This window comes from Mycobacteroides sp. PCS013, from assembly GCF_049532645.1.
GTDB classification, from domain to species: Bacteria; Actinomycetota; Actinomycetes; order Mycobacteriales; family Mycobacteriaceae; genus Mycobacterium; species Mycobacterium gwanakae.
Genome location: NZ_CP150131.1, coordinates 881,312 through 899,452 on the forward strand (window position 1 = coordinate 881,312; position 18,141 = coordinate 899,452).

The following is an 18,141-nucleotide window of genomic DNA, read 5'->3' on the forward strand; positions in this document are numbered from 1 at the left end:
TACCAATTAAGTCTATGACGCCTACCTGAGGATGATCGCCATGGCCACCTTTGCTACCGGCACCGACGAGCTGAAGAACACCGACGGTGTGAACCGGCCAGGGTGGTTTGTCAGCAGACGCGTCGACATCCTCTTCGTCTTCGGTTTGGGCGCGTTGTTGTCGGCGGTGCTCTTCGCGGCCGACGGGCACAAGGGCGTATTCCTCGTCGGTGCGGTGACCTTTTCACTGCTCTCCGACCTCCCGCATGTGCTGACGACGACGGCGCGCGTGTGGATGGATCCCCGCGAGCGGTCCCGGTTCTGGGCGCACTACGTGATCAGCTTCGCGGTGGTCGCCGTGATCGTCGGCACGTTGTGGTTCGGCGGCTGGATGGTGCCGCTGCTGGCCATCTGGGCCTATTGGCAGGTGTTCCACGTGCTCAAACAGCACTTCGGCATCATCAACATCTACGCGGCGAAGAATGGTTACAAGGGCCCGCGTAACCGGATCAAGTACGCGCTGTACGCCGTCTGCCTGGCTCCGGTGCTGTACCGGGCGAGCCAGGGCCTGAACTTCTCCGAATATGTGGTCTTCGGTCACCGACTGCCCTTCTCGAACCTGAGCGTGCCGGTGCCGCCCATTCCCGGATTCTTGGTCATCGGTGGATTCATCTGTGCCGCAGTCATGTTGGGTATCGCCGTCTGGGAGCAGGTGCAGCTGAAGAGGGCCGGGCAGCGCACGCTGCCGGCCATGGCAGTGGCCACCTTCGTCATCGCGGCGCTGTCCTACAACCTGTCCTACCTATTGGTCTCGGACCTCTTCGCGCTCATCCTCATCGCGACGACAACGCACAGCCTGCAGTACCACCTGATCAACTGGACGCGGAACAACACCCGTTTCGCGCGCACCGAGGATCCGGGTGAGAAGAAGCTGCTGCTGGCACGGCTCTCGACGCGCAAGGCGCTGCCGCTGTACATCGCCTTCTTCGGGGGGCTGGGCATCCTCGCCGGGCAGCTCGACACGGTTATCTTCGCGGTCCCGCTCACCTTCGTGCTGCACCACTTCTACATGGACGGCGCGCTGTGGAAGAGCAAGGGCAATCCCGAACTGGCCCATGACCTCGGAATTGTCCGTGCTGGATAACGAACTGATTCAGCAGCCCGCCGGGCAGCGGCAGGGGCGCCCGCCGGTCTCGGTGCGCCGCGTCGCGTCTCGTCGTGACGCCAGGCAGTTCATCTCGATGCCCTGGCGCCTCTACGGTGACGACCCGCACTGGCGCCCGACGCTGCGCCGCGTCATGCACGCGAAGATGAACGCCAAGCACAACCCTTTGCACCAGGAAGTGCAGATCGAGAACTTCGTCGCCTATCGCGGCGACAACCCCGTCGGCCGCATCTCCGCCAGCATCGACTCGGCATACGTGCAGCGCTACGGCGACTGCGCATTCTTCGGGTTCTTCGAGAGTGAGGACGACGAAGCGGTTGCGGGCGCCCTGCTCAGGACCGCCGAACAATGGGCCGTGCGACGGGGTATCACCAAAATGGTCGGCCCGTTCAGCTACACCTCCCGTGAGGAGGTGGGCCTGCTGATCTCCGGGTACGACAAGGCGCCGGCGGTCATGCAGCCGTACAACCCCCAGTACTACCCGGGGCTGGTGGAGGCGGCCGGATATCGCAAGAAGTTCGATACCGCCTCATTCCGATGGCATGTCGACGGCAACCCGCAAGTCCAACAGCGCCTGCTCAAGCGCGCCGACGCGGTGATGCGTGATCAGGGGGTGTCGGTGCGTTCGGTGCGGATGCGCGACTACGCCGACGAGCTGGAGATGTTGCGTGGGCTCTACAACGACTCCTTCGCGCATCATCCCGAGAATGTCCCGCTCAGCCGCGAGGTGTTCTCGGGTATGGCCGCCGAGATGCGGCCGCTGATCGACCCGAACATCGTGCGGATCGTCGAATCTGCAGGCACCCCAGTCGGATTCCTGCTGATGCTGCCAGACGTCAACGAGGTCACCGGGCGCTCGGGTCGGTTCACTCCCGCGCTGCTGGCACGGCTCGCGGTCCGGTGCCACGGCCGTATCCGGGGAATCGACACCGCCGTGGTGGTGCTCATCGGCGCGGTGCAGACCCAGTTCGGGGCCGGGATCGGGCGAATCCTGGCGGGGGAGATCGTGCGGACAATCACCGGCAGCGGCTATTCGTCGGTGGCCACCACGTGGGTGCACGAGGACAATGTGTGGTCGAATTCGCTTACCTCCCAGATGAAGACAGACCCGGAGAAAATCCATCGGGTCTACCAGAAGGCCCTGTGATGGGCGGCCGGACATTGGTCACCGGGGCTACCGGGTACCTGGGTTCCACCCTCGTCGCGTCCTTGGTGCAGGCTGGCGAGCAGGTCACGGTTCTGACGAACCCGCACGATCCCGCCGTCCTTGGTGACTCGCTGCGCCCGCACGTCGATGTGGCCGTCGCCGACATCACCGATGCGCAGAGCATCGACGAGGCGATGCGCGGTGTGTCCCACGTGTATCACCTCGCCGGTATCGCATCACCGAACTCGCGACTCGGACACAGGATTTGGCAGACCAATGTGCTGGGTACCTACCACGTGGCCCGCGCTGCGCTCGAACACGGTGTGCAGCGCGTGGTGCACGTTTCCTCCACCGCTGCCATCGGGTACCCGCGCAACGGCGTGGTGGCCGATGAAGACTTCGACCTGCGCGATTCGGTGCTGGACAACGTGTATTCGGCGACCAAACGTGCGGGTGAGCGTCTGATGCTGGACTTCGCCGAGCGCGGTCTGGATGTGGTGGTCGTTAACCCCGCCGCCGTGTTCGCGCCCGGCACGGGGCCGGCCCGATCCTGGCAGGGCCTGTTGGTCGCCGCCCGCAAGGGCCTGCTGCGCGTGGTGCCACCCGGCGGGACCGCGGTGTGCTCGGCGCAGGATTTCGTGGTGGGCATCACCGCGGCAATGGCGAAGGGCGACAACGGGCGCCGGTACATCTTGAGCACCGCCAACCTGTCCTACCGGCAGATCGGGGAGCTGCTCGTGACCGCGGTGGGGCGCGAGCACCCGGTGCGGTCCGCGCCCATGGGACTGTTCCGGGCGGTGGGCAAGGGCAACAGGCTGGTCCGCGACATCTCCTTGCGCTTCGACCCCGATGATGCGCTGATTCCCGAGAACGTCGAACTGATGGCCCGCGAGCTGTACTACGCGCCCGACAGGGCGGTGCGAGAGCTGGGCATTCCCCAGGTATCCACCCACGAGTTGATAGCGGAGTTTGTGCGATGACGGTCGAGGCACGGCAGGTGCAGGGCGGCTCCAAGGAAGTGCTCGGCATTTCGATGGCGGATGCGCGCTCACTGGTGGCAGACCTGGCCGCCCGCCGCCAGTGGATCTATTGGCTGGACCTGGCCGCCTGTGTGACAGTCGGATACACCGCGTTCCTGTTGTGCCCGGCGGGCGATCTGCTCTCACTTCCGGCCGCGGCCTGCATCGTGGTGGCGGCCTTCGCGTTCTACCGCGCCGTGCTGTTTGTCCACGAGCTCGTGCATGCCGAGCGTGACCTGCGCTGGTTCTCGGTGGTATGGCATGTGGTGTGCGGAATCCCGCTGCTGGTACCGAAATTCACCTTCGAATTCCACCACGAACACCACGCGTCACGCACCTACGGCACCGCCGAGGACGGTGAGTATGTGGCCTACGGCCGTGAGCCGCGATGGCGGGTCATCCTGTTGCCGTTCACCGCGGCGGTCGGCCCGCTGGCGTTCGTCTTCCGGTTCCTGGTGCTGGGGCCGCTGAGCTGGCTGATTCCCGCGATCCGGCCCGCCGTGCTGACGCGGGCTTCGTCGCTCATGATCGACGCCGACTTCGAGCGCCCGTTACCGCCCGCAGGCACACCCCGCTCCTGGCTGATACAGGAAATCGCCTGTTTCGCATACACATCGGCCATGCTGGTGCTGCTGATCCTGGGGGCGTACTCGCCGATGCGGCTGCTGGAGGCGTATCTGGTGGTGGCGCTGGCGTTGTTCGTGAACTGGTTGCGGGTACTGGCGGCACACCGGTACGAGGGCACGACCGAACGCATGACCTTCCCTGAGCAGATCCTGGACTCCATCGATCACCCGTCGGTGCCCGTGCTGGGTGCACTGTGGGCCCCGGTCGGCCTGCGTTTCCATGCGGTGCATCACTTCTTTCCCCAGTTGCCGTACCACCAGTTGGGGGAGGCGCGCCGCCGGCTGGAGGCGGCGATTCCACCGGATGCCGGGTACTGGACCACCGAAGACCGTTCACTTGCCTCATCGTTGCGGCGGCTACTGGCTCACCCACGCAAGGAGGCATCATGACTGCCGACCAATTGACTTCTACGGCAAGGGAATCTCGGGCGGCCACCTACTCCCGCCGGCTGCCGATACGGCCGATCGAGGCGCGGGGCGCCCGGGTGCGTGCCGACGACGGCCGCTGGTACGTCGATTGCCTCGCTGCTGCCGGTGCCATGTCCCTGGGCTGGAACCACCCGGTCATCAGTGAGGCCGTCATGAAGACGGTGTCCTCCGGGGAGCCGTTGCTCTCACTGGACTTTCACACACCGTCCCGCGACCGGTTCGTCGATGAGCTGCTTTCGATTCTGCCGGTGAGGCTTGCCGCCGATGCCAGCATCCACTTGTGCTCACCCAGCGGGGCCAGCGCGGTGGAGGCCGCTCTCATGCTCGCCGAGGTTGCCACCGGCGGCCGCGAACACGTTGGGGTACAAGGCGGGTTCCATGGGTGCACGCGGGCCGCGCGCGCGGCGAGCTCCGGTGGGGGGCTGCGCCAGCAACCGGTGGTGCTGTCGCCACAGGCGAGCTTCCTGCCTTACCCGCAGGAGTATCGCAGCCCGTTCGGCGTGGGCGGGGAGCAAGGCGTCGAGCTCGCCATCGCCGCGGCCGATGCGCTGGCGCGTCCGAACAGCGGCGTGACGGCACCGGCATCGCTGATCGCCGAGTTCGTGCTCGGTGAGGGCGGGGTGATTCCTGCCCCGCCGCGCTGGGGACAAGCGCTGCGCCGCACCGCATCGACCCTCGGGGTTCCGCTGATCGCCGATGAGGTGCAGGCGGGCATGTTCCGCACGGGCCCGGCGTGGGCGTTCCAGCACTGCGGTATTGAACCCGACATGGTGGTGATCTCGAAGGGGCTTGGATCCGGAATCCCCATCGCGGTCCTGGTGGTGCGCAAGGAGTTCGACGTGTGGGAACCCGGAGCGTTCACCGGGACGTTCCGCGGGAACGCCATGGCCTTCGCCGCCGCCAGTGCCGTGATTCGCTTCGCGCGGGAGAACGGACTACGTGCACAGGTAACCACGCGGGGCAAGACCTTCCTGGATGGTTTGAATGCCGTTGCATCCCAATCGAAACTGGTGGGCGATGTACGCGGGGTCGGACTCATGCTGGGCGTGGAGATCGTGGATCCCGATCTGCCGTGGCGGGATGCTGCCGGGGCCCCGGCGCCCGAGCTTGCCGCCGAGATTCAGCGCGCGTGCCTGCACCACGGCCTCATCGTGGAGACCGGTGGCCAGTACGGCAACGTGGTGCGCTTCTTGCCGCCGCTGACCATCGAGGAATCCGATATCGCCGCGGCGCTGAATGCATTTGAGTCGGCACTGGCGGTGGTGGAGCGCACTCGAGCGACCGCCGAGCCGGCATTGGTGGAATCTCGATGACCCCAACCCCAAGTCCCTTCGTGAGTGATTTCCTCACCGGGGAGAGTGCAGACGTGTACCGCGAGGCCGTCATGCTGGCGGCCGATCGGGCCGGCACCGTGCTGGGCGGTGCCACCAAACCTGGCCTGGTGGAGGGTTATGCGGCGCTGAAAGACGATGCCGGGCGACTCGACCTCGATGACCCCGAGGGTGTCGGGCTGAGCCGGGCCCTGGATGAAGCAGCGGGGCTGCTGGCCGAGAAGTCTGTGGTGGTCACGCATCCGGCGTACCTGGCGCATCTACACTGCCCGCCCGCGCTGCCGTCCCTGGCCGCCGAGGTCCTGATCAGTGCGTTCAATCAGTCGATGGACTCCTTCGACCAAGCACCGGCCGCTACTGCGATCGAGCAGCAGGTTATCGAGTATCTCTGCAGCAGAATGGGGTACGGCCCCGGATCGGACGGGACCTTCACCAGCGGGGGTACTCAATCAAACCTGCAGGCATTGTTGCTCGCGCGGGATCTGTTCGCCTACAAAACCTATGGGTGGGACATAGCCGCCCGGGGGTTGCCGCCCCAGGCCAGTTCGTGGCGTGTGCTGTGCACGCGGCAGACGCATTTCTCGGTGCAACAGGCGCTGCGGCTGTTGGGTCTCGGGACCGCCGCGGTTCTCGAGGTACCGACCGACGAGGCCGGACGGCTGCGCGCCGAGGCGCTCGTGGAAATCCTGGAGGATGCGGATCGCGCGGCTACGCCCGTATTCGCGCTCGTACTCACCGCTGGGACAACGGACTTCGGGGCGATCGATCCGCTGGAAGAGCCCATCGCCATGGCGCGGGCGCGCGGGATCTGGAGCCACGTGGATGCGTGTGCGGGTGGGTGCTTGATCTTCAGCGAACAGCACCGAAATCTGTTGCGCGGTATCGAGTCGGCGGACTCGGTTGCCCTGGATTTCCACAAGCTGCTCTTCCAGGCGATCAGTTGCAGCGCCCTGCTGGTGCGTAACCGGGAGAGCTTCGGTGTGCTTGCCGCCCATGCCGATTACCTCAACCCCGAAAGTGACTTTGAGCACGATGTGCTCAATCTTGTGGGTAAATCGTTGCAGACCACTCGGCGTTTCGACGCGCTCAAGGTGCTGGTCACTCTGCGTGCGGTGGGACAGCGGCATGTCGCGGCGATGATCGATGCCACTTGTGCGGCGGCGCGCGCCGCGGCGCAGGCAGCAGCCGAACATGCGGACCTGGAGCTGGCGGCGCCGGTGAGTACCAACACCGTGGTATTGCGCTGGCGGCAGCCGGGCGTCCGGTCCGAGGCGTGCGATGGTGTCAATGATGCGGTCCGCGCCGAGCTGGCGCGTACCGGCAGAGCGATTGTGGGCCGCTCCAGTGCGGCTGGGGGACAGGCGATCAAGCTCACCTTCGTCAATCCCTTGGTCACGGCGTCGATGGCGGCCGCGATGGTCTGCGAGATAGCCGCCCACGGTAACCGGATCTGGTCTGCCCGCGTTCCGGAGGCCAGCGCCGTATGAGCAATCCGATGGTACGCGTCGAGCGTGTGCCCGCCGACGACGCACGCTTTGCCTGGGCCAAGAATGTCGAGTTCACGATTTTCGGTCTGGAGAACGATTTCGCCGGGGATGTCGATATCGCGGCGGGGGAGATGGTGCATTACCGCCCGTGGGAACGGTCCTCGGAGATTTACGTCGGCTTCACCGAGGAATCGCGCGAGCATCCCGTCGGTGTACTGCGTTCGTTGCGATATGACCCCGAGCTCGGATTCGGTAGCTTCAGCACCTTGCGCGACGCCCGGAGCTTCCGGGGACACGGTGGCCCGGCGCGCAATTATCTTTATCCGCAGTGGGATTCGTTCTTCGAGGAGCTGGCGCCGGAGCGTATCGCCGAGCTGGCCACACAGGGCGTGCGCAAGAAGTTCCGGCGCGCCGGAATGATCGAGCAGATCTGGCAGGCATTCTTCGGAGCCCTGGCCGCCGACGGTGTCCAGTTTGTGACGGTGGCGCTGGTGGTGCCGCTGTTCGACTGGTACCAGCACCTGCTGCCGCACCGGTTGCACCAGATCGGTGACATTCTGCCCGACTACATCGGTGCCGACAGCGTGCCGGCCGTCCTGGACATCAGCGGCTCGTTCGTCCACGACGCCACCGACGCCGTACGAGACGGCTCACTGCTGACTGCTACCACCGCACTTCCGTCCCCCGATAAGGAAAGAACCAGATGAGATCGATTCACACCGAAGAACATGTCTTCCGCAAGGTCAGCGAGATCGACTGTCCCGTAGACAAAGTGTGGGAGCGGGTGACCACGCAAGAGGGCATCAACGACGAGATGGGCCCGTACATGAAGATGACGATGCCCAAGCAGTTCCGGGGCCGTTCCATCGCGGACGTCACTCCGGGCACCCGGATCGGTAAGAGCTTCCTGCTGTTGTTCGGTGTTCTGCCCTTCGGGTTCGACGACATCACAGTGGCCCGGCTCGAGCCCGGCCGGATGTTCCGTGAGGAGTCGCTCATGACCGGTATGCGGGTGTGGGTGCACCACCGCACCCTGGAACCAGTGGCATCCGAGACGGGTGAAAAGACACGGGTGACCGACGAGATCACCCTTGCCCCGCAGGCGCCGTTGGGGCTGATCCCTGGGTGGGGGAGATTGATGAGCAAGGTCCTGGCGGCGTTCTTCGCGCACCGGCACCGGCGGCTGAGCCGGACCCTGTCCGCCACCGGAGCTCTGCGATGAGACGTCTGGGCACGGCCGCCGCCGTTGCGCTGGCGGCCGCGCTGGCGGCTGCGTGCGCACCGGTGAACGAGGAGGCGGGCAAGCCCGTCGGGCATGCCTTCGCGCTGTTGAAATATCCTTCCGCACAGGTAGATCCGGCGTCCGAGCCGCAGGGTAAATCGCCCTTCGGTGACTATGCGCTGGAGGTCTCCGGCTCGGTGACCTATCTCGGGGAGACCACTGCGTTACCCGGGGCCGGTGTCATGACCGTTGGCCCGGGCCCGCGGCGCGGAGAACTGAAGATCGAACAGTATTACCAGGGCGACCGATTCCCCTACGAAACCGGAATCGTCTCCGGCGGGGAGGGTAAGCCCAGCACCCTGGATGCCATCACCATCGTCAACCCGCTGGATTCGCGGGTGACACTGCAATGCACCATCGACGGCGGAATCGCCCTGTCCGACATTGATGGTGAGCGTGAGCTCAGCGGCACCTGTGGCGGGGGAGCCAAGGCACACGGTCACATCAAACCCGAGGGCACCCGCAAGGCGAATTGGCGCGACAAGCCGGTCGAACTCGTACGGACCGTCCTGGATCTCACCGTCACCGGCGCAAGCAGCGGCCAGATCCACCAGATCAACGAGGTACCCAAGGACAGCACGGTCGGCAGCTTCCCGCTGTACACGTCGATCGACGTGAACATGACGGCCCAGGGCATCAGCCTCGCCGAGAAGCTGGAACGCCACGTCCTCCCGAAAGTGAAGGGCTGAGCATGGCCACAGATACGAACACTCCCGCACTGCGGGCGACAGACCTGGTGAAGGAGTACCCCGGCGCCGAGGCTCGAGCCGTTGACGGGCTGAATTTGACGATCCCGCAAGGCATCGTCTACTGCCTGCTCGGCAGGAACGGTGCCGGCAAGACCACCACCATCCGCATGGCGACCACACTGCTGGCGCCCACCAGCGGGGAGCTTGAGGTGCTGGGGATTCCGGTCGACAAGACCAAGGAGCTGCGACCGCTGATCGGCGTGGCGCTGCAAGAGGTGGCGCTGGATCTGTGGATGTCGCCGGTCGAGCAGATCCGGATGAGCCTGGCAATCGCCGGTTGGCCCAAGGGGCAGCGAAAGTCCCGCGAGGAAGAACTCGTCGAGCAGTTCGGCTTGGGCAGCTACCTGAACCGGAAGGTGGGTGCCCTCTCGGGCGGCATGCGCCGCCGTGTCGATGTCGCACTGGCGGTGGCCCACAACCCGCAGATGTTGTTCCTCGACGAGCCGTCCAGCGGGCTGGACATCGAAGGAAAACAGGAGGTGTGGAATGCCATCCGGCTGCTACGCGCCGAAGGGCGCACCGTCGTGTTGACGACACACGACATGGACGAGGCGGTGTCGCTCGCCGACGAGGTCGGCATTGTCAAGAGTGGTCAGCTTGTTGCCTCGGGTTCCACCCAGGAGTTCACCCGTAGTCACGGCTACGCGGTGGAGATCTCCGCCGGCGGTGACATCTCCGAAGACACCGCCAAGGAACTGTCGGCCGCAGGCTACGCCGTGCAGCGCACGGACACCGGGACCCTTTCCGGGACATTGGATTCCGCATCGGCATCGGAACTGGGGGCGTTGAGTGCCGAGCTGGGCCGGATCGGGCTGGGCGCGGCCAATATCGAAGTGCGATCCACCTCGCTGCGCGATGCATTCCTGGAGGTAACCCAGTGACCGCCCTGTCCAATACGGCACGACTTTTCCGCCGCTACGTCGTAGTGGGCTTGCGGCAGCCGGTTTTCGGGTTCATCTTCCCGATCGTGTTCCCGGTCGTTCTCGTGATCTTCGTGCGCTCGATGTTCCAGCGCGTCGCGGATCTTCCGGGATTCCCGCTGTCCTCATACACCGCGTACATCGCACCGGGGCTCATCATGCTCATCCCGATGCTCGGTGCAGGGTATGGCGCCGGGACCCTCATCGACGAGATCAGATCGGGATTCACCGACCGGCTACGGCTGTACGGCGTGTCCACCGGCCAGATCATGGCGGCCAAGATCGGCTTCGAGATGTTTCGCATCCTGCCGGCGGCGGTCATCGTCATCGGACTGCTGGCCTTCCTCGACGCGCCACTGCGGGCCGGTCTGCTCACCGGAGTTTTCCTGGTCCTGGTGATGTTCCTGTGGTCGGCGGCGTACAGCTCGCTGTTCTACCTGGTGGCGTTGCGCACGCTCAATCCGCAGGCACCGGTGGCGATGCTGCCGCTGGCGTTGCCGGTGCTGTTCGTCAGCCAGGCGCTCATGCCCTCGGTGTTCCTGTCCGACTGGCTCAGGATCAGCATCAACGCGAACCCCTTCTCGCACATCGTGTCCGCCGCCTCCACGATCATGTACGGCGAATTCGACGCGATGCTCGTCGTCAAGGGTTCGCTGGTGGCCATCGGCATGTTCGCACTGCTGCAAATCCCCATCCATCTGGTGATCCGCCGGAAAATCGGCAAGTAGAGGCTTGGAAAAATGGAAACCACGTCAGAAGTCCGGGAGTTCCTCATCGAATTCATCGCCGAGGAACTCGAGATGCCCACCGGGGATGTCAACGACTTCTCCGAGTTGGTGGGTGATCTCGGATTCGACTCGCTATCGTTCGCGGTAGGAGTTTCGGAAATCAAGGGCCGCTTCGGTATTCAGCTGACCAAGGACGATGTCTTCGAGTGCAAGACACTCGGGGCGTTGATCGAGCTGGTGGAGAGCCGGCTGTGAAGACGACGAACCCGGTGATCGACAGACTGCGCGACAGTGCTGCGGTCACCGAGCGTGGCCTCACCTGCGCGCCGATCAACCCCGACGGCACCTCGCGGTTGGAGGAGCTGAGCACCGTGTCGTGGGCCGACGTGCACCGGCAGGGGCTGCGCATCGCGGGCTCCCTGCAGGCGGCGGGTGTGCGACCCGGCGATGCGGTGGCCGTATTGGCCGGTGCCCCGGGGGAAATCGCGCCGTTGGTGCAGGGCATCTGGATGTCCGGTGCCTCGGTGACCATGCTGCATCAGCCCACCCACCGTTCCGATATGCAACTGTGGATCGAGGACACCGGCAAGGCGCTGGCCGCGGTGGGCTCCTCGATTGTGGTGGTCGGTGACCCGTTCCTGGCGGCCGCGGGGCAGTTCGCCGCCGTGGGCGCTCGCGCTCTGGAGCTGCCGGGCCTGCTGACCGGTGCACCGGGGGAGATCGTCGACACCGACGAGGATGCTATTGCGTTCTTGCAGTTGACTTCCGGATCCACCGGTACGCCGAAGGCGGTCAGCATCACCTACCGCAACATCGAGGCCAATCTGCGGGCGATGGTCATCGCCTCGGGTGCAGATCCGGAATCCGATGTGGTGGTGAGCTGGCTGCCGCTTTTTCACGACATGGGCATGATGGGGTATCTCATCGTCCCGATGTGCCGGGGGATGAACACCGTCAGCGTGACGCCCATGGATTTTCTGGGCAACCCGCTGCTGTGGGCCGAGCTGATCAGTACCTACCGGGGCAGCATGACTGCCGGACCGAACTTCGCGTACTCACTACTGGCGCGCAGGCTGCGTAAGGCGGCCGACGGTGCCTACGACCTGTCCTCGCTGCGCTTCGCGCTCAGTGGTGCCGAGGCCATCGACGTCGCGACCCTGGAACGCTTTGCGGCCGAGGGCGCCCGGTTCGGTATGCGGGCCGATGCGATCGTTCCCGCCTACGGGATGGCGGAGGCCACCTTGGCGGTTTCCTTTGTGCGCCGTGGTGAGGGTTACCAGGTATTGCCCCCGCATCCGGATCTGGTCGCCGGCCCGGGAGACGAGGCCAGTGCCCGTGTTGCGCTGGGGCTTCCGCTGCCGGGGTGTGAGGTGCGGGTGGTGGCCGAGGACCGCTCGGTGCTGCCCACGGGGGCGATCGGTGAGCTCGAGATCCGTGGGGAGAATGTCACCGCCGGGTACCGCACGGCGGCCGGATTCGAATCGATGCTCGATGCACAGGGCTGGCTGTCCACGGGTGATATCGGGTATCTCACGGCGGATGGGCAGCCGGTGATCTGTGGCCGTAAGAAGGACATCCTGATCATTTCGGGTCGCAACGTGCATCCCGAGGACATCGAACGGTCGGTCGTGGGAGTTCCGGGCGTACGGTCGGGCGGCGTCGCCGCGGTACGTCTGTCCACCGCCGCGGCGGGGGAGGGGTTCGCGATGGTGGCCGAGTCGGCGTCGCATGCCGACAGCGATGAGAGCGCACGCATTCGGGCCGAGGTGGCCGACCGCGTCTACCGCAGTCTGGGGGTGAGCCCGCGCGATGTCCATGTGGTCCCCGCCGGATGGATTCCCAAGACATCCTCGGGGAAGCTGCGCAGGAAAGCGACCACTGAACGGCTGACGAGGTGTGAACCGACCCGATGACGACACGGGAACAACAGGTCCGTGTCCGCTCGCTTATGTCCAAAGTGGTTCGCCCACTGGGTGATCAAAGTGCGGGCTACATGCGGCGCCATCCGATTGCCGCACTCACCACCGTAGGTGAGCAGTTCGTTCTCGGCATGCACACGCTGCGGTACTTCGCGGTCGATTTGGTGACGGGCCGTTTTCAGTGGGCGGAGTTCGTGCGGCAGGCGTCCTTCATGGCGGGCACGGCGGTGATGCCCACGGTGCTGGTGGCACTGCCCATCGGGGTGACACTCTCGATCCAGTTCGCGCTGCTGGCCGGACAGGTCGGCGCGACCTCGCTGGCGGGCGCGGCCAGTGGGCTGGCGGTGGTGCGGCAGGCCGCCTCGTTGGTGGCGGCGATGCTGCTGGCCTCGGCGGTGGGCTCGGCGATGACGGCCGATCTTGGGTGCCGGACCATGCGCGAGGAGACCGCGGCCATGGAGGTCATGGGGGTATCGGTGGTGCGGCGCCTGGTGGTGCCGCGCTTCGCGGCGGCGATCGTTGTCGGTATTGCCCTCACCGGTGTGGTCTGCTTTGTCGGGTTCTTGGCCAGCTACTTGTTCAACGTCTATGTACAGGGCGGTGCCCCAGGCAGTTTCGTCGCGACCTTCGCGTCGTTCGCATCCACGGGTGATCTGTTATTGGCGCTGCTGAAGGCCGCGGTGTACGGCGCGATCGTGGCGGTGATCGCCTGCCAGAAGGGGCTGGCCGCACACGGCGGGCCGACCGGGGTGGCCAACTCGGTCAACGCGGCAGTGGTGGAATCCGTGCTGCTCCTGATGATCGTGAATGTTGTGGTCAGCCAGGTCTACACCATGTTGTTCCCGCGGGGGGTGCTGTGACGGCGACCCTGACGGAGCCCCGGGTGACGTTGTCTCCAAGGGCCTTCCGCGGCGATGCCGCGATGAGGCCACTGGCGCGATTCGGCCACATGGTGACCTTCTTCCTGCACGCCTTCCTGGCGATCCCGATCGCGCTACGCCGGTACCGGCGTGAGTTCCTGCGCCTGCTTTCCGATATCACCTGGGGCAACGGGTCGATCGTTGTCGGCGGCGGGACCGCCGGTGTGGTGCTGGTACTGGGGGTCACCACCGGTGCCCTGGTGGCGATCGAGGGTTACAACTTCCTGGAACTGATGGGGCTGGGTCCTGCGACGGGTGTCATCTCCTCATTGGTGACCACCCGTGAGCTCGCTCCGATCATGGCCGCCTTGGCCTTCGCCGTGCAGGCGGGCTGCCGCTTCACCACCCAGCTCGGCTCCATGCGCATCGCCGAAGAAGTCGACGCCATGGATTCCCTTGCCATCCGGCCGATTCCGTATCTGGTGACCACCCGACTGCTGGCCTCCGTGGTCGCCATCATTCCGCTGTATGTGGCCTGCCTGACGATCAGTTATCTGTCCTGCCAGGTGATGGTGAGCATCGTCAGCGGCGGCTCGCTGGGCCCGTACCTGCACTACTTCACGCTGCTTTCCAGCGGTACGGATATCGCCTATTCGGTCTTCAAAGCCATCGTCTTCGTCTGGATAGCCTCGGCGGTGCAGTGCTACTACGGATTCTGCGCAGACGGCGGGCCGGAAGGGGTGGGCATCGCCGCGGGACACGCGATGCGCGCCAGCATCACCGCGGTGATCGTCGTCAACATGCTGCTCACCATGGCGCTGTGGAGTGTCGACTCCGGCGCAAGGTTCGGGGGATGAGATGACGAATCAGCTTGGTATTCATTACGACTTGGACGGCGTGCGCTTCACCCGCCGCCAGCTGCTGATGCGCGGAGGTGCCGCGTTGATCGCGGTTGCCGCCATCACATCGGCGTTGTTGATCAAGTCGACGGGCGTGCTGGACCGGTACATCGACATCGTCGCCGAACTCCACAACGTCGGCGACGGGCTACCGCCGCGCTCCGATGTGAAGTACCGGGGCGTGCTCGTCGGTGCCGTGGAGAGCGTCACCCCGGCAGCCGGCGCCCAACCCAACCGGATACACGTACGGCTCAAACATGGGTACGCCACGTCGATCCCCGGGACCGTCACCGCCCGGGTGGTCCCCAGCAATGTCTTCGCGGTCTCGGCCCTGCAACTCGTCGACCACGGACCCGGCGCTCCCATCCGTGAGGGCGGGCATATCGCCGAGGACACCCGGCTGCCGACCGTGCTGTTTCAGACCACCGTCAACAAGCTGCGTGAGATCTTGACCGCCGGAGGCCGCGGCCGCGAGGATCAATCCCTGGGCGTTCTGGCCGCAGTTGGTGCGGCAACAGATCACCGCCGGGCCGAACTACTCACCAGTGCAGCGCAACTCGACCGCATACTGGATCAGCTCAACGCCGTTGTCGCGACCGACCAGGGGCCCTCCACGGTATCGGCATTGGTGCAGGCCGCGCACGGGTTGTCTGCGACCGCTCCGGATCTGGTGGATGCCCTGCATCAGGCGGTGAAGCCCATGCAGACTCTCGCCGAGAAGCGAGATCAGTTGCGTACATTCATCGGCGCCGGGGTGCGCACCACCGGTACCACGGTGGATTCGCTGCATAACCACACCGACCAAATCATCCAGATCACCACCGATCTGACGCCTGTGCTGGGGGTGCTGGCCGACAACGCGGAGCACTTCGTGCCGATCACCCAGCGCATCACCAAGTTCTCGGACACCTTCTTCCAGGAAGTCTGGGACCCGGAACTGGCCACCGCCCGAGGCCGGGTGAACCTGTCATTCACTCCCTCCTACAGCTATACCCGCGCCGACTGCCCGCGCTACGGGGAACTGAAGGGGCCCAGCTGTTTCACCGCTCCCCAGATCGCGGTGCGCCCGGACTTGCCCGAGGTGTTGCTGCCGCAGAATTATCATCCGCCGGCCGGCTTGGCGCCTCCGCCGGCCGGCTTGGCGCCTCCGCCGGCCGGCTTGGCGCCTCCGCCGGGAACGGTGGTCGGTGACAATGGCAATCTCGTCGCCGTCGGGCCGCCCCTGGTCAACCCCAATCCCAACCTGCAGGACCCTAATCCGCCGGTGCCGTCGTGGCTCACCCCGGCGCCACCGGTACCCGGCAGCGCCGACCCGGGGGACATCGCCGTGGCACCGGCGTCTTTCGGCGGGAACGTGGGACCCGTCGGCAGCGCGCAGGAGCGCAGCCAACTGGGCCGAATTCTGGGACAGCCGGCGACAGCGGCAGATCAGCTGATCCTCGGGCCCGTCGCCCGCGGCACGACCGTGACCCGTAACCAGCACGCGCACAACGAGGAAGGTGCCCGATGAGACATACGGCAACACGCGCCTCCCTCGTCGGGCTGGTCGTCTTCCTGGTGATGGCCACGGTGCTCACCTGGCTCGTGTACGTCACGCTGCGCCGGGATGTCCGAGGCTCCACGGTGCCTTATGCGGCCATGTTCACCGACGTCTTCGGATTGCGCGAGGGTGACGACGTCCGGATCGCGGGGGTTCGCGTGGGCAGAGTCGAGGGTGTCGAGCTCAACGGGACGCTCGCGAAGGTGAGCTTCGCCGTCCAGGACGATCAGCGGCTTCCCGACAGCACGACCGCATCGGTGACGTATCAGAACATCGTGGGTCAGCGGTATCTCGCACTGGCACAGGGACACTCAGGAAGCGGAGCCTTGCTGGCGCCCGGTGGTGTCATCCCGGTCGAGCGGACCGAACCCTCCTTCGACATCGGTACCCTGCTCAACGGATACGAGCCACTTTTCGCGGTGCTGGACCCCGCGCAGGTGAACAACCTCACCCAGGCGGTCATCGGGTCGCTACAGGGCGATACCGCGGCATTCGCGACCCTGGTGGACCAGACGTCTACGTTGACGAAGACATTCACCGGCCGCGACGACGCGTTGGACCATGTGATCGGCAGTCTGGACAGTGTGGTGGGCAGCCTCGCGGCCCAGAACAAGGACTTCGAAGCTGCCATCGCCGCCACCCGCCAGGTGGTCGGCCAGTTCGACAGCCGCCGTCCCGAATTGGTGTCCTCGGTCGGGAAGATGACCGAGGTGGTCCGGAGCCTGTCCCGGATCGCCAAGGATGTAAATCCGTCCGTACACGAATTGCTCACGCGAGAACCGGGTTACACCCGGCACATGCTGAACATCGAACCGCAGCTTGCCTACACGGGACTCAACACCCCGCTGTTCCTCAAGGGACTGGCCCGCATGTTCGGGGAGGGGTCCTACATGAACGCCTACGCCTGCGATGTGAACGCGTACGGGTTCTTCCCGGGGCTCAACGACGTGGTCCCGATCATCGTCGACGCAGCCACCCCGGGCGGTAAGGCCAAGCACACGGCGCGGTGCAGGAACGCAGGCGACGGTGGCTAGACGATGAGACCACTGGACTCCTACAACAAGACCTGGCTCGGTGTGATCGCCGTTGCTGTCGTTGCCGTACTCATCGGTGCGCTACTGCTGGTGAAGGAATTGGGAATCGGATACCGGCAGTTCACCGGAGAGTTCCTGCAGGCCGCCGCGCTGCGGCCGGGGAACATCGTCGCCGTCGCGGGAGTGCAGGTGGGTTCGGTGACCGGGGTGCGGTTGTCGGGTGATCGCGTGGAAGTGACCTTCCGGGTGCGTGACAACGTGCCGGTCGGCGCCGATTCACGGGCCGCCATCAAGATCACGACCTTGTTCGGTTCTCGTTATGTCGATCTGCGCCCCGCGGGTGCGGGGGCACTCGCGGGCCGGCGGATCGGCCTGCAGCACACCGATGTTCCCTATGATCTGCAGGCGGCGCTGGCCGATTCCACCCGAACCTTCGAGCAGGTGGACGCCGATCGCATTGCCTCCTCGCTGGGTGTCCTGGGCACCCAGCTGGACGGGCTGCCCAACGTGGTGCCACAGGCCATGGAGAACGTGCGCGCCCTGTCTTCGGTCATCGCGCAGCGGCGCGAACAGCTGGGCACGCTGCTGACCAGTACCGAGAAGGTCACCGGCATGCTGCGCCGCCAGCAATCCGATATCGGCACCTTCATCCGGCAGGGGCAGGAGCTGGTGGGAGAGTTCGTCGCGCGCTCGGCAGCCTTTCACGCGATGATGCGCTCGCTGCAGAGCATCGTGGCGTCGCTGCGCACCATCGTGGTCGGCGATCACCGTGCACTCGACGGTGTCATCCAGACCCTGGAGGAACTCAGCGGCAAGCTTGCCGAACAGGATGCCTTGTTGCGCAACCTGCTCCAGATCGCCCCGGTGCCCATTCGTGAGATCGCCAACGCCACCGGGCTCGGCAACTCCATCGAGGGCAATCCGCCCGGTGGCGCACTCATCGACTCCTGGATGTGTGCGATCAGCGGGCGCGCCAAGCAATTCGGGATGATCCAGTACTTCAAGGACTGCCAGTGACCACGATGCG

The 18,141-nt window shown here is 65.4% G+C and carries 18 protein-coding genes; all 18 read left to right on the top strand.

Translation table 11 applies throughout. The features are described 5' to 3' along the window. Window positions 1–40: 40 nt before the first annotated feature. The 18 genes from RHO23_RS04375 (at window position 41) to RHO23_RS04460 (ending at window position 18,131) form a co-directional block, all read left to right on the top strand. Window positions 41–1,123 (top strand): hypothetical protein, encoded by a 1,083-nt coding sequence (locus tag RHO23_RS04375; RefSeq protein ID WP_081349569.1) that lies wholly within the window; start codon window positions 41–43, stop codon window positions 1,121–1,123. Beyond that, entirely contained in the window at window positions 1,095–2,291 is a 1,197-nt protein-coding gene (locus RHO23_RS04380; RefSeq protein WP_082822379.1) for an N-acetyltransferase, read from the top strand. The genes RHO23_RS04375 and RHO23_RS04380 overlap by 29 nt, the downstream gene beginning before the upstream one ends. After that, window positions 2,291–3,271 (top strand): NAD-dependent epimerase/dehydratase family protein, encoded by a 981-nt coding sequence (locus RHO23_RS04385; protein WP_064408411.1) that lies wholly within the window; start codon window positions 2,291–2,293, stop codon window positions 3,269–3,271. The genes RHO23_RS04380 and RHO23_RS04385 overlap by 1 nt, the downstream gene beginning before the upstream one ends. After that, window positions 3,268–4,326, top strand: a complete 1,059-nt coding sequence (locus RHO23_RS04390) for a fatty acid desaturase family protein (protein ID WP_064408412.1) — start codon at window positions 3,268–3,270, stop codon at window positions 4,324–4,326. Before RHO23_RS04385 ends, RHO23_RS04390 begins: the two co-directional genes overlap by 4 nt. Next, on the top strand, window positions 4,323–5,678 hold the full coding sequence (locus RHO23_RS04395; protein WP_423488705.1) for an aminotransferase class III-fold pyridoxal phosphate-dependent enzyme: 1,356 nt from the start codon (window positions 4,323–4,325) through the stop codon (window positions 5,676–5,678). Before RHO23_RS04390 ends, RHO23_RS04395 begins: the two co-directional genes overlap by 4 nt. Then, complete coding sequence (locus tag RHO23_RS04400) at window positions 5,675–7,183, top strand: pyridoxal phosphate-dependent decarboxylase family protein (RefSeq protein ID WP_064408414.1); 1,509 nt, start codon at window positions 5,675–5,677, stop codon at window positions 7,181–7,183. Before RHO23_RS04395 ends, RHO23_RS04400 begins: the two co-directional genes overlap by 4 nt. Further along, complete coding sequence (locus tag RHO23_RS04405) at window positions 7,180–7,890, top strand: hypothetical protein (RefSeq protein ID WP_423488706.1); 711 nt, start codon at window positions 7,180–7,182, stop codon at window positions 7,888–7,890. The genes RHO23_RS04400 and RHO23_RS04405 overlap by 4 nt, the downstream gene beginning before the upstream one ends. Further along, window positions 7,887–8,405, top strand: a complete 519-nt coding sequence (locus RHO23_RS04410; RefSeq protein WP_030095211.1) for a hypothetical protein — start codon at window positions 7,887–7,889, stop codon at window positions 8,403–8,405. Before RHO23_RS04405 ends, RHO23_RS04410 begins: the two co-directional genes overlap by 4 nt. Then, window positions 8,402–9,154, top strand: a complete 753-nt coding sequence (locus tag RHO23_RS04415) for a hypothetical protein (protein WP_423488707.1) — start codon at window positions 8,402–8,404, stop codon at window positions 9,152–9,154. Before RHO23_RS04410 ends, RHO23_RS04415 begins: the two co-directional genes overlap by 4 nt. 2 nt (window positions 9,155–9,156) lie before the next feature. Continuing rightward, on the top strand, window positions 9,157–10,095 hold the full coding sequence (locus RHO23_RS04420; RefSeq protein ID WP_264921539.1) for an ABC transporter ATP-binding protein: 939 nt from the start codon (window positions 9,157–9,159) through the stop codon (window positions 10,093–10,095). Then, the gene (locus RHO23_RS04425) at window positions 10,092–10,862 is read left to right on the top strand and encodes an ABC transporter permease (protein WP_057964109.1); all 771 of its coding nucleotides are present in this window, start codon (window positions 10,092–10,094) and stop codon (window positions 10,860–10,862) included. The genes RHO23_RS04420 and RHO23_RS04425 overlap by 4 nt, the downstream gene beginning before the upstream one ends. A gap of 12 nt (window positions 10,863–10,874) precedes the next feature. Next, on the top strand, window positions 10,875–11,117 hold the full coding sequence (locus tag RHO23_RS04430) for an acyl carrier protein (RefSeq protein ID WP_030095215.1): 243 nt from the start codon (window positions 10,875–10,877) through the stop codon (window positions 11,115–11,117). Continuing rightward, window positions 11,114–12,775, top strand: a complete 1,662-nt coding sequence (locus RHO23_RS04435) for a fatty acyl-AMP ligase (RefSeq protein WP_423488708.1) — start codon at window positions 11,114–11,116, stop codon at window positions 12,773–12,775. Before RHO23_RS04430 ends, RHO23_RS04435 begins: the two co-directional genes overlap by 4 nt. Before the next feature lie 137 nt (window positions 12,776–12,912). After that, window positions 12,913–13,641, top strand: a complete 729-nt coding sequence (locus RHO23_RS04440; protein WP_372450610.1) for an MlaE family ABC transporter permease — start codon at window positions 12,913–12,915, stop codon at window positions 13,639–13,641. Window positions 13,642–13,703: 62 nt separating this feature from the next. Beyond that, entirely contained in the window at window positions 13,704–14,498 is a 795-nt protein-coding gene (locus tag RHO23_RS04445) for an MlaE family ABC transporter permease (protein ID WP_109365355.1), read from the top strand. A 1-nt stretch (window position 14,499) separates the two neighbouring features. Next, the gene (locus RHO23_RS04450; RefSeq protein ID WP_423488709.1) at window positions 14,500–16,050 is read left to right on the top strand and encodes an MlaD family protein; all 1,551 of its coding nucleotides are present in this window, start codon (window positions 14,500–14,502) and stop codon (window positions 16,048–16,050) included. Then, window positions 16,047–17,114 (top strand): MCE family protein, encoded by a 1,068-nt coding sequence (locus tag RHO23_RS04455; RefSeq protein WP_423488710.1) that lies wholly within the window; start codon window positions 16,047–16,049, stop codon window positions 17,112–17,114. The genes RHO23_RS04450 and RHO23_RS04455 overlap by 4 nt, the downstream gene beginning before the upstream one ends. Before the next feature lie 3 nt (window positions 17,115–17,117). After that, the gene (locus RHO23_RS04460; RefSeq protein WP_423488711.1) at window positions 17,118–18,131 is read left to right on the top strand and encodes an MCE family protein; all 1,014 of its coding nucleotides are present in this window, start codon (window positions 17,118–17,120) and stop codon (window positions 18,129–18,131) included. Window positions 18,132–18,141 lie beyond the last annotated feature (10 nt).